Here is a 12,510-nt window from a genome sequence, read left to right on the forward strand (position 1 = left end):
AAATGTTTTTAATAAAAAAAGCCCGATCAAATAGACCGGGCATATATATAAATTCTAATTTTTAATATGATCGAGAATAACCCGGTTATTTCTGGCTTTTGCAAGCATTGGAATAGAGATTAATCCCATTACAAGCATAATAACAATCTGTAGCGGTAATGAAATAAAAGAATAAGTAAGCCCCATTTCACCGCCTAATTCCGCACTTTTCCCCATAGAGATAAACAAGGCCATAAAACCAAATTTCATCGCCAGATTAAACGCCCCAATACCTCCACTGGCAGGAATAATCATCCCTAGTGTTCCAACTACAATAATAAAGAACCCATCTGCAATGGTAAAATCTGAAGTTTCAGGCAATGCAAAACACACAAGATACGCTGCAAAATAATATGATATCCAGATCCCTAATGTATATAGAATAAATTTTCCTTTTTGTTTCAGTTTAAAAATTGAGGTTAATCCCTGGAAGATCCCATCAATAAAACCAATGATCTTTCCTAAAACAGGAATTGTTGCCAACCTCTTTTTAAGCACAAAGAATAAAACAGTCCCTATAATAAGGATTGACAGAATTATTAAAATTTTATTAGGGTTGACAGGTACTCCCGAATTTTCATAAAAAGACAGAATTGCCTTGTACTTAAAAATCAGAGTCAATCCTAAAAATCCCATCATACAAATCAGATCTACTACCCTTTCTAAAATGATCGTTCCAAAAGATTTATCGACAGGAACTTTCTCGACTCCGTATAATGCAGTTGCTCTTGCAACCTCACCACTTCTTGGAATGGTAAGATTCATGAGATATCCAAAAGAAATGGACCATAAGGAATTGGAATTAGAAATCTGGTATCCCATAGGTTCTAATAAAAGATTCCATCGGACTGCGCGGAACCAATAGGCTAAAAGTCCAAAAACAGAAGCAAACAGTACCCATAAGTAATTCGCCTTTGCTAAAGATTTCTGTATTACTTCAAAATCAAGTCCTTTTAATGCAAGCCATAAAAAAAACCCTGCAAATGCAAGCGAAATTACAATTGTAATTACTGATTTTAAAGGATTGGTTGTTTTTTTATCCATGAATTAGGTAAGAAGGTTTGTTTTTTCGTCTGGGAAAACGATCTTCGGCTGAAAATTCTTTGCTTCTTCAGGAGTCATCTGTGCATAAGCGATAATAATGATAATATCGTCTCGCTGAACTTTTCTTGCAGCAGGCCCATTTAAGCAAACTTCTCCAGACTTTCTCTTACCTTTTATAATATACGTGTCAAAACGTTCTCCGTTGTTCACGTTAACGATGTAAACTCTTTCTCCTACTACCAATCCGGCAGCTTCAATAAGATCTTCATCAATTGTTATACTTCCAATATAGTTAAGGTCTGATGCCGTAACTCTTACCCTATGGATCTTTGACTTGAAAACTTCTATTAACATGGTGCAAATTTATTAATAAAAATTTATAAATTGACGTTTAAAAGCATTTTAAAAGCATCAGATACACAGGTATTTAATTTTTTTTAAAACAAAATTTTTGGATTTTACTTACTAAATCTACAATCATATCGCCAAATACATTAATACTTAATACAAATTTAGGATTTAATAAATACAGAAAATAATATTAGTTTTTTGCTAAAGTCAATACACATAAGCATTTGGCATGATTTTAGTAACGGGTAACGTAGATTTTTGGTAAAAAAGCAAATTATCATATTTTGATGTTTTTTAACCAAAATCAAAAAAATAACGCAATATTTAATAAAAAAATTGCACAATTAGAAAATAGTATTATATTTGCTATAATTACGAACCAACTTTAATATTAAAAATTATGAACAAGTCTGAATTAATCGACGCAATCGCAAAAGATGCAGGAATTACAAAAGTTGCAGCTAAGTCTGCTCTTGAATCTTTCATTTCTAATGTAACTACTACTTTAAAGAAAAAAGATGGAAAAGTTTCTTTAGTAGGATTCGGTACTTTCTCAGTAGCTGAGAGAGCTGCTAGACAAGGTATCAACCCTGCAACTAAAAAACCAATCAAAATTGCTGCTAAAAAAGTTGCTAAATTCAAAGCTGGAGCAGATCTATCTACTGCAGTTTCTGGAGCTAAGAAAAAATAATCATTCAGATTACAAAATTCAAACCTCATCTTTCGATGAGGTTTTTTTATGTAAATACATTTTTTATTAAACTTCTTAAGGTGCCAACCGTGATATCTTCCAGTCGATATCTTCAAGTTGATAAATAATTCTGTCATGCAGCCTGTTTGGCCGTCCCTGCCAGAATTCTATTTCATAAGGTTTTGCTATATAGCCACCCCAGTTTGCAGGTCTTGGAATTTCATTCTTTTCAAATTCTTTTTCCAGTTCTTTCAATTTAACTTCTAAAAACTCTCTATTGGGAATAACCTGGCTTTGTGGTGATACTACAGCACCCAACTGACTTCCTTTTGGACGAGAGTGAAAATATCCGTCACTCAGATTATCTGCAATTTTCTCTAAATCAGCTTTTATAATAACCTGTCTTTCCAACATTGGCCAGAAAAAATGGAGGCATGCTTTATGATTTTTTTCTATTGCTTTTCCTTTTCTGCTGTCATAGTTTGTATAAAAAATAAAACCCTCATAAGTATATGCCTTTAGCAAAACCATTCTTGTTCCCGGGCAACCATCATCTTCCACTGTAGAAATTGCCATAGCATTCACTTCAGAAGTACCCGCATTCTCAGATGCCTCAAGAAACCAGTCTCTAAATTGTTCAATAGGATTTTGTTTTATCTCACTTTCAATAAGTTGGGATTTCTCATACACTTTTCTCTTATCGTGAAGGTTTTCCATAAATATTTTTTATTAAATTTGAGTATGAATTACTCATACAAAGGTAAAATATTAATTTCCACACCCGATATTTCCGGCGATATTTTTTCCAGATCAGTAGTCCTAATTGTAGAACATAACGAAAGTGGCGCATTCGGCTTAATATTAAACAAAAAGAACAGCCAGATGAGTACTAAGTTCAAAAACTTTTTCGATTTTAAAATCGAGGTATATGATGGCGGACCTGTAGAAAATGACAAGGTATTTTTTATCGTAAAAGGGAAAAAAGTAACTGAGATCTACACTGATATTGCTGATGGGTTTTATCTTACAGAAGACATTGAGAACATCATCAGTGCTGTACTTAGTGGTGAGCTTAATATTGGTGATGTTAAGATCTTTTCCGGATATTCTGGCTGGGCGGCAAATCAATTAGATAGTGAGGTTCAGAAAAAAATGTGGACAGTAGTGGACATTTATAATTTGGATTATACCTTACCGAATGACCAAACCTTATGGAAATCTATTATGCAAAATCTCGGCGGCGAGTATTTACTCTGGGCAAATTCCCCTGAAGACATCTCGTTGAACTAATTCGGTACTATTCAAAATGTTGCAAGTGAAAAATTAACAAATTTTAAGCTTATGTTAACCAATTTTTAAGAAAGAATTCACGTTCTTTGAATAACTAAAAAGTCATTGAAATGAAAATCCTAAAGCAAATTATTTTATTTTTCTTTCCGGAAGTATTTTTAACTCTGAAACCTATAAAGGTAAGACGATCTAACAAGTAATTAATACGATAAAATGAGCGGGTCTCATCTCGTCAATTTTAGAAAAAAATACAATTTCTGATTTATTCAGAATAAAACCCGGTAAAGGACTTTGGAACTTTTGTTGTTTACCGGGTTTGTCAATTTTAAAAACTTTTTTTCCAGCTTTCTACCAATTCTAAAAAACGGAAATTTTCAAAAGTTTTATTTCTTATTTTTCCTATAGAAAAAATACCTTTTTCATCAGAAATCATTAAGATCTCTTCGGCTTTTTGAGATTCAAATGCGATAATCTCGTGTTCCTGAATATCGGCAAGATTATTCTTATGTAAAAAAGTAACAAAATTCTCCATTAAAGGCGAAATATAAGCTCCCTCAGATTGCTTTGGAACTTTAATTACATCACCTTCTAAAAACAAAAGATTCCCTGAAGTAGACCTTGCAATCCTTTTATTGGGATTAAGCAAAATAACATCATCCAGATCATTCTCCTGGGCGTAAATTCGTCCATAGATATTTTCAGGACAATGAACCCTGATATTGCTTAGCAGATTATTATTTACGTTGATCTCTTTGATCAGATCCAACTCCAAAGGTCTTTGATGAACATGAACTATATCATTCATTTCTTCAACTTCATAAAAGTAAGAAATGGATGATTTTGCCAATGTCAGTCCATCTGTATTTCTAAAAACCTGAAAATTAATAATCCCGTTTTCAATACCTTTCCCATCGATAACATCCTTTTGAAAAAGGGATTGAAAAAACTCAAGGGTATAGGTCAGAGGAATATTCATTCTCATCTTTCTCATGGATGCCATTAAGAAGAAGTAGCACTCTTCATCCATGATAAGTTTCGCTTCTCTTACGAAAAAAGAAACCTTTACAGCATCTCCCAAAAGGAATGCTCTATTCTTCACATTCAATTCTTCTGAAGTAAAATATTGATTTTCCAATGTCTGATTTGTTTATAAAAAAATAATGAACGATAAATCGTTCATCAGTTTTATCATTTTGTACAGCTTGCCATTAAGCTGCACCTAATTTTATTCTTAGATTTTCTATAAGATTTTCCCAATACATTGCATTTTCCTCTTCATTACCTTCTTCACAAAAGTCTGTAATATTTAAAGCTAAATCTTCAGTAATATCATCAATTGTGATTGTCATTTCAAAGAAATTCTTTGTCCCTTCATCTTCCTCCCATCTGAAACGTACGAAACCTTCTGGCTTATATCTAATCAAAGTGGCCTTTTCAGCAGGGCCTCCACCCCAGCTGAAAAAGAAGTCATCCCCTTTCTCTACTACCTCATCTGCAAACCATTCAGATAATCCTTCTGCAGTCGCCAGATACTCATATAAAATCTCTGAAAGACAATGCATTGGAAATTCGTAATGGACTTTAAGTTTCGCCATATAATCTTTGTTTTATCGTCCCGCAATATATAAATTAATTTTTTTATTACACAAAAATGTATTTACTTTTTTATACAATATGTATGATATTTGTCACGGCTGTTAAATCCAAATCATACAAAGCTTTAAAAGCAAAAGATCCGATGCAAAGCATAAAAAATCTCTTCTTTTTCAGAAGAGATCAATATTTAATTTTCGTTCAATACATCAAGAATAATTTGGCACCCTTCTCTTATTTCATCAAGGGATATCGTTAATGGTGGGGAAATTCTCAGGTATTCATTTCTGTACAATTGCCAGAATACAACCAATCCTTTCTCCATACATTTCTGAGCTACTTTTAAAGTATATTCAGGTGCTCCTAAGTTCACAGCCAGCATTAATCCGCGTCCATTTACATTTTTAATCTTAGGATGTACAAGCAGCTGTCTGAAAAGCTTTTCTTTTTCATCAACCTGATTCATTAAGCCACTTTCTAAAACTTCTTTTAATGTTGCATGACTGGCAGCAGCAATAAGTGGATTACCTCCAAAAGTGGTAATGTGCCCTAATTTTGGAGAATGAGACAGGCTGTCCATGATTTCTTTAGAGCTCATAAAAGCACCTACCGGAACACCTCCTCCCATTCCTTTTCCCATCACCAGAATATCAGGAACAATTCCATAATGTTCAAAAGAAAACAATTTACCTGTTCTTCCGAATCCCGGTTGAATTTCATCTAAGATAAGAAGAGCCCCAACTTCTTCACATCGTTTCTTTAACTTCTTTAAATAATCATTTTCCGGAACCAAGAATCCCGCTGCTCCCTGTATGGTTTCTAATATGACACAAGCTGTTTTCCCGGTGATCTTATTTAAGTCATTTTCATTATTGAATTCTATAAAGGACACCATGGGTAAAAGGGGGCGAAACTCTCTTTTATGGTATTCATTTCCAGAAACACTTAATGCCCCATGGGTATTCCCATGATAAGAATTTTTAAAAGAAACTATTTCTTCCCTTCCTGTATATCTTTTTGCCAGCTTTAAGCTTCCATCTATAGCCTCAGCCCCACTGTTTACTAAATAAGTAATTTCAAGGGGATCTGGAGTAGCTTCTGCAAGTAGTTTACATAAGGCTACAGGTTTATCCTGTGCATATTCTCCATATACCATGACATGAAGATACTTATCTGCCTGCTCTTTGATCGCATTAACTATTTTGGGATGAGAATGCCCCAATGTATTGGCAGAAACTCCTGCTACAAAATCGAGATACTTTTTACCATCTGTACCAAAAATATAACTACCTTCTGCTTTTTCAACTTCAAAACCTGCCGCAAATTGAGTAGTCTGTGCCTGATAAGTAAAGAAACCTTTCTGCAATTCCATTTCAATAAAAATTTTAGCAAAGCTAAAAAACATTCGCTAAACGCCGAAATTATCAAAGCATAAAAAAGACCAACTTGAAAAGTTGGTCTTTATCTTATATTTTAGAAGTTACTTCCTAACCCTTTTAGGCTTTTTAGCTTCTTCTTTTGCTTTTTCTTTGTCAATTGCTTCTTTGGCACTATCATAGAGCTTATTATCAGCCTCATATTTTATCTCTTCATAACCAGGAGTATCAACGAGTATATCCTGCCATTTCCTGATCCTGTCTTTTGTATTCCAATTAAAGTCTGCAAACTTACGTTTTGAAGGCTCAATTTTACTCATTGGATAGGTGTCTGAATTGGCACCAATATTACAGGAAACGATTTGAAGGACTCTGTTTTCGAACATAGCATCGATAATCCCACATGAAGTAAGGGTTATCCCAATTCTTTCATTCTCTTTTGTCTTTTCATTAAAATCATCCGCATAACTGATTGATTGAGCATTTCCTATAACTTTTGTTTCTTTTACTTCGCTCTTTTCGTAATAAACCGTCATCAGCTTGCCTTTCACCTGGTTAAATTCATCTTTAAGATTAAGAGAATCCACTTTACTTATTGCAAAAGCGTTTCCTATGACCTTCAATGAATCCAGATCCTCTGTTGTACTATTAAAGTAGGCTTCTATTTTATCTCCGGTCACCTGCTTTTCTCCACTCCATAAAATTGGCGCGGTATACATATGCATGATTCCATCCGTTTCATTGAACGCAATTGAATCTGCACGTCCCTGAGCATTGGATTTATAAAATCTTCCTTTCCTGAAAGCTCTTAAAAAACTTTTTTTCTTTGTTACATCTGTTTCATCGGGCTTTTGATAAGAAATAATCTTTTCCGCTGCAAAATAGATAGAATCTTTCTCCAGAATTTTTACTGCATATGGGCTTTTAGTAATCATTGAAGAATCTTTCTTTTGAAAAATTTCTCCATACCCCCCTTTTACATATCTTTTTTCTTTAGGGTCATCCAGAGTTACATTTCCTGTTCCTGTTCCAAAACCTGTAAGCTGATTGAAATACAGATCGTCTCCGGTCAATATCTTATCATTGTAATGTATCCTTGAATTCTTATTAAGGTAAGCCTCTTTAGAATTCATTTTATAAGTACCTCTTTCGGTATATATATAATTCTTGGGATTAACACGATTTGTTATGGTAGTCGGACCAAAGAATTCAGCAACTTTGGTATTCTGATTTTGTTTGATATTAGGTCCTTCAATGATATAATCAGGTGTATCAATTTTTACATTACCTACAAAATCAATCAATTTGGTATCCAGAAAATAGGTAGCTGACTTTGTATACATTACGTTCTGTCCGTCAGATATAGTACCACCGGTATTAAAATAAGCCAGATTCGAAAGCTTATCATAGTATAAGATCTCTGTTCTTATCGTTTGTTTGGGATCTGTAAGAACTACATTTTTCCTGGCAACTCCTTTTTGTGTATTGCCATCATATTCCATTTCCCCAGCTGTAATAACGGAGCCATCAGTATTTTGAAGTTTAGTATTTCCTATGGCCTTTACGAAGTTTTCTTCACTATACAATATCACTTCATCAGCAGTAAGAATAGAACCTTGATTTTCAATTTTTACATTTCCCTGAAGATATTGGTTACCATCATATTTTGCAGGATCTTTTTTTACAAAATCTGCGTGGATTATTTTTATTTTATCTTCAGGTTTTGTTTGCTGAGGTGCACTTGTTACCGGAGCTTTTAAATAAGGATCCCTTTGCGCAGGTTTTTGTTGATCTTGCGCAAAAGTAAAAGTAGAAACAAAAAATAACAGAAAAAGGATCAGTCTCATTGATTAGTCATTCTTAATGCCATAAAAATATAGCGAATGAGAATCAATTTTTACGCCAAAAGCGTCTTCAATTGCTTCTTTGATCCCTTGAATTCTAGGATCACAAAATTCAATAATTTCCTCTATCTCTTTGTCTGAATCTTTTTTGTAGATTACTAAATGATCATGTTGCTTATCAAAATAAGACTTTTCATAAGATGAAGACGTTAGTGTTTTTTCTCCAAATTGATGTTTACGGATTAATCCTGCATCAAGAAAAATCTCAATTGTGTTATAAATTGTTGCTTTGGAAACATGATATTTCTTCTGCATCATCAGAAGATACAGATCATCCACATTGAAGTGGTGATCCATATTATAGATCTCTTCCAATATGGTGTATCTCTCAGGAGTATTTCGGAAACCCTTTTCCAATAAGTAGTTTCTCAAAACATCTTTAATAAGAGCTATATTTTTTTCTTTTTGTATAGTATCCATTAAAATAATTATCTACAAATTTATTAATTTTTATTTAAATAGATAGTATGCTTATTACTTGAAGCTTAGAAGTTATGACGCAAAAATCCAGCCTGTTCTATTTTTTTATCATATAAGGTCTCTTCAGTGATCGGTGCAGATTCCACAACAACATTGTGTGAAGTAACCCCCCAAGCCTTAAAGTCATCACTTCCGATGTATTTCACGAAGTTATAAATATTAAGTGTGATTTTCTGTTTTACCGTCAAAAGTATATCGTTGATATATGTATTATCTATAATTACATATTTGAGGTCCGGAGGTATATTATGAGCTCTTAGAGACGGATGACTGCTTCTGGAAGGTATAGTACCATCTGCCATAAGATCTTTCAAAACCATATTAAAATAATCATTGATTCTACGGTCGACTTTAAAACCTAAAAGGAAATTAACCTTAAAAACCGTACCTGGTAAAATCTCATCTACAGTATATTTAAAAGTATATGGATCTTCCTGATTAACAATGCTCAAAATAAAATAGTGATCAGCTCTTTTCGGTTGTTTTTTAATGATAGAATAAATAATTTTTGATTCTACCTCATCATTCCTTTTTGCTCTGCTCAGGTAAGCAAGATTTGTGGCATATTTAGGAATAGTTTCATCCAGTTTCATGTCTTTGATGATGGATACATATTTATCAATTTTAACGTACTGAATAAAATTGGCTTTTATTAATCGTCCGTTATACCAGGCATACATACAAACCGCTATAAATCCACCCAATACCATTGTTAACCATCCGCCATCAACAAATTTAATCACATTCGCATAGAAAAAACCTGATTCAAGGAAAATATAAACGACAGCAAAACCTATTATAAAAACCTTACTGACTCTGGTTCTACTTAGCCAATACAGCAATAGAATAGTAGTCATTAACATGGTTATGGTAATCGTTAAACCATAGGCCGCCTCCATTCGTTCGGATTTTTGGAAGAATATAACCACTACAAAACAGAATGCCATTAATCCCCAGTTTACTCCCGGAATATACATCTGTCCTTTTATCCCTGAAGGATATTCGATATGTTGATTTGGCCAGAATGAAATAGACATTGCTTCTGAGAACATGGTAAATGATCCTGTAATTACAGCCTGACTTGCAATAATAGCAGCAGCTGTTGCTAAAATCACTCCAGGAAGAACCGCCCATTGAGGCATAATTCCAAAGAAAGGATTAACTCCGTTAAATACCTGATGGTAGTTATCTAATAACCAGGCACCTTGTCCCAGATAATTAAGAATAAGCATTAATTTAACAAAAACCCAGCTTATTCTGATGTTTTTAGCACCACAGTGTCCAAGATCTGAATATAAAGCTTCAGCACCCGTTGTACAAAGGAAAACAGCTCCCATGATCACAATAGCGCTTGATGAATGGGTAATAAGATTATATGCATATATTGGATTGAATGCTCTTACAATCTCGATATGATCAAAAATATGAACCGATCCGAAAGCCCCTAAAGCAAGAAACCATGTCACCATAACAGGTCCGAAAAATTTACCTATGGAAGCGGTTCCAAATTGTTGTACAACAAATACAACAAACAGAATTACCAGGGTAATAATAACTACGGGGGTTTCCGGATTATATATTTTCAATCCTTCAATAGCTGACATAACAGTTAATGAAGGAGTAATGACACTATCCGCAACAAGTGTTGATGCTCCAATAATCGCGACGACATAGAGCCACTTTTTCTTAAGTTTTTTTACGAGCGAATAAAGAGCTAAAATCCCACCTTCACCTTTATTATCTGCTCTTAGGGCGATAATTACATACTTTATCGTGGTTTGGAGTGTCAATGTCCAGATGATACATGAAAGCGCACCTTCAATATATTCATCAAATGGCATCGTAGCACCATCCTTTCGGGCATTCACGATTGCTTTCATTACGTACAATGGGGACGTTCCAATATCTCCGAAAACAATTCCGAGAGAGACGATAACCCCTACAAATGAAAGCTTCTTTAGGTCAAAATGATGACCCCCCTCTGTAACTTCTGCCATATCAGCTAATTTTAAAAGCGCAAATCTACACTAAATTTATGACCTCAAGAACTTTTCTTCATGCATAGAATAAATGAAAAAACTTCCTTTCGGAAGTTTTTCTCTATGATTTAATATACATTGCATTTTTAATTTCCTCTTTCACTTTTTCAAGTTTAGGGAACCATTCTGCAAACAAAGCCGCTGAATATGGTGCAGGAGCATCAGGAGTAGTAATTCTCTTGATAGGTGCATCTAAATAATCAAACGCTTTTTGTTGTACCATATATGCAATTTCAGAAGAAATAGACGCAAATGGCCACGCTTCTTCTAAAATAACCAGTCTGTTTGTTTTTCTAACAGAGTTTAAAACAGTATCGTAATCTAATGGACGAACTGTTCTAAGGTCTATTACTTCTACAGAAATACCTTCTTTAGCTAAATCTTCTGCAGCCTGAATTGCTACTTTCATAATTTTACCAAAAGAAACTAAAGTTACATCCTTACCTTCTTTTTTGATATCTGCTTTTCCGATAGGCAAATAGTACTCTTCTTCAGGAATTTCCATTTTATCACCATACATCTGCTCAGATTCCATAAAGATTACAGGATCATTATCCTGGATAGCTGTTTTCAATAACCCTTTTGCATCATAAGGATTTGAAGGTACAACCACTTTAAGTCCCGGACAGTTAGCAAACCAGTTTTCAAAAGCCTGAGAGTGTGTAGCTCCTAATTGACCAGCAGAAGCTGTAGGACCACGGAAAACAATTGGACAGTTCCATTGTCCCCCACTCATCTGACGGATTTTTGCCGCATTATTTATAATCTGATCAATTCCTACTAAAGAGAAATTGAATGTCATAAACTCTACAATAGGTCTGTTCCCATTCATTGCTGCACCTACTGAGATCCCTGTAAAACCAAGTTCAGCGATTGGTGTATCGATTATTCTTTTAGGACCAAATTCATCCAGCATTCCTTTTGAAGCCTTATAAGCACCGTTGTATTCTGCAACTTCCTCCCCCATTAAATAAATGGATTCGTCTTTACGCATTTCCTCACTCATTGCCTGTGCAATTACCTCACGAAAAGTATATTCTGCCATAATTTCTTTGAAAAATTTAGAGTACAAAAATAGTGTTTTTTTATTATACACATAATAAAAACGACATCTCATTTAAATGAAATGCCGTTAATTAATTTTTTATTTAAACCTTATTAGTTTACTTTCTGCCAGGTTTGCGTTCTTCCTAATAAAGATAAACCTACATATCCTCTTACATTTAACTGATCTCCGGTTCTTGTAATGGTACATTTATAAGTTTTCCCTGTCTTAGGATCTGTAATTGTTCCTCCTGTAAATTCATCACCATCTTTCTTCAATCCTTTGATGATCTCCATTCCTAAAATAGGCTTTCCTTTTCTTTCGTCTTTACAGTTCGTACAATTAGGATCAGCAGGTTTTATAAGTAACTGTGATACTTTTCCGTAATACGACCCATCTGTTTTCTTGTAGATCTCTACGATAGATTTTGCCTGTTTTGTTTCGTCATCTATTGTCTTCCATTTGCCTTCTATTTGTGCAAACGACATTACACCTACTAAAGAAAGAACCAGGGTAAATAATAATTTTCTCATATTCTTGTTGTTTTAATTCTAATAAAATATTTCTGTTGTCTATTTCATTGCTAAAAATATAAATTAATTTTAAACAAACAAAAACATTTATTATCCTAGGCATATATAACAATACGCATACCAAA

General features: G+C 33.9%; 13 protein-coding genes. 2 read left to right on the forward strand and 11 right to left on the reverse strand.

Annotated features, from left to right (window positions below):
• Window positions 1–54 precede the first annotated feature (54 nt).
• Together AC3WRL_RS04770 and panD are read right to left on the reverse strand one after the other, a co-directional pair.
• A complete protein-coding gene (locus AC3WRL_RS04770; RefSeq protein ID WP_214832862.1) occupies window positions 55–1,083 on the reverse strand; it encodes a lysylphosphatidylglycerol synthase transmembrane domain-containing protein in 1,029 nt (342 codons plus the stop codon).
• A gap of 3 nt (window positions 1,084–1,086) precedes the next feature.
• Window positions 1,087–1,437: an aspartate 1-decarboxylase gene (panD, locus tag AC3WRL_RS04775; protein ID WP_214832864.1), complete on the reverse strand. Its 351-nt coding sequence runs from the start codon at window positions 1,435–1,437 to the stop codon at window positions 1,087–1,089.
• Window positions 1,438–1,834: 397 nt separating this feature from the next.
• Here panD and AC3WRL_RS04780 point away from each other — a divergent pair, with 397 nt between their 5' ends.
• Window positions 1,835–2,125, forward strand: a complete 291-nt coding sequence (locus tag AC3WRL_RS04780; RefSeq protein WP_034682524.1) for an HU family DNA-binding protein — start codon at window positions 1,835–1,837, stop codon at window positions 2,123–2,125.
• Between the two features lie 75 nt (window positions 2,126–2,200).
• Here the strand turns inward: AC3WRL_RS04780 and pdxH are convergent, their stop codons facing one another.
• Window positions 2,201–2,842, reverse strand: a complete 642-nt coding sequence (gene pdxH, locus AC3WRL_RS04785) for a pyridoxamine 5'-phosphate oxidase (protein ID WP_492329838.1) — start codon at window positions 2,840–2,842, stop codon at window positions 2,201–2,203.
• Window positions 2,843–2,866: 24 nt separating this feature from the next.
• On the opposite strand from pdxH, the gene AC3WRL_RS04790 reads away from it, so the two are divergent.
• Window positions 2,867–3,415 (forward strand): YqgE/AlgH family protein, encoded by a 549-nt coding sequence (locus tag AC3WRL_RS04790; RefSeq protein WP_214832867.1) that lies wholly within the window; start codon window positions 2,867–2,869, stop codon window positions 3,413–3,415.
• Window positions 3,416–3,740: 325 nt separating this feature from the next.
• Here AC3WRL_RS04790 and AC3WRL_RS04795 read toward each other — a convergent pair whose 3' ends face one another.
• The 8 genes from AC3WRL_RS04795 to AC3WRL_RS04830 form a co-directional block, all read right to left on the reverse strand.
• Entirely contained in the window at window positions 3,741–4,550 is an 810-nt protein-coding gene (locus tag AC3WRL_RS04795; protein ID WP_492329839.1) for an aminotransferase class IV, read from the reverse strand.
• Between the two features lie 73 nt (window positions 4,551–4,623).
• On the reverse strand, window positions 4,624–5,010 hold the full coding sequence (locus tag AC3WRL_RS04800; protein WP_089027585.1) for an START-like domain-containing protein: 387 nt from the start codon (window positions 5,008–5,010) through the stop codon (window positions 4,624–4,626).
• A 188-nt stretch (window positions 5,011–5,198) separates the two neighbouring features.
• Complete coding sequence (locus AC3WRL_RS04805) at window positions 5,199–6,380, reverse strand: aspartate aminotransferase family protein (RefSeq protein WP_492329840.1); 1,182 nt, start codon at window positions 6,378–6,380, stop codon at window positions 5,199–5,201.
• A 108-nt stretch (window positions 6,381–6,488) separates the two neighbouring features.
• Window positions 6,489–8,231 carry an OstA-like protein gene (locus AC3WRL_RS04810; RefSeq protein WP_261511111.1) on the reverse strand — a complete coding sequence of 581 codons (1,743 nt, stop codon included), beginning with the start codon at window positions 8,229–8,231 and terminating at the stop codon, window positions 6,489–6,491.
• Between the two features lie 3 nt (window positions 8,232–8,234).
• Window positions 8,235–8,708 carry a Fur family transcriptional regulator gene (locus AC3WRL_RS04815; protein WP_089027587.1) on the reverse strand — a complete coding sequence of 158 codons (474 nt, stop codon included), beginning with the start codon at window positions 8,706–8,708 and terminating at the stop codon, window positions 8,235–8,237.
• Window positions 8,709–8,773: 65 nt separating this feature from the next.
• The gene (locus tag AC3WRL_RS04820; RefSeq protein ID WP_214832873.1) at window positions 8,774–10,765 is read right to left on the reverse strand and encodes a KUP/HAK/KT family potassium transporter; all 1,992 of its coding nucleotides are present in this window, start codon (window positions 10,763–10,765) and stop codon (window positions 8,774–8,776) included.
• 103 nt (window positions 10,766–10,868) lie between these two features.
• On the reverse strand, window positions 10,869–11,852 hold the full coding sequence (locus tag AC3WRL_RS04825) for a pyruvate dehydrogenase complex E1 component subunit beta (protein WP_214832874.1): 984 nt from the start codon (window positions 11,850–11,852) through the stop codon (window positions 10,869–10,871).
• A gap of 113 nt (window positions 11,853–11,965) precedes the next feature.
• Window positions 11,966–12,385: a DUF2147 domain-containing protein gene (locus AC3WRL_RS04830; RefSeq protein ID WP_214832876.1), complete on the reverse strand. Its 420-nt coding sequence runs from the start codon at window positions 12,383–12,385 to the stop codon at window positions 11,966–11,968.
• Window positions 12,386–12,510 lie beyond the last annotated feature (125 nt).

The organism is Chryseobacterium sp. FW101-FHT12H09 (assembly GCF_058790395.1).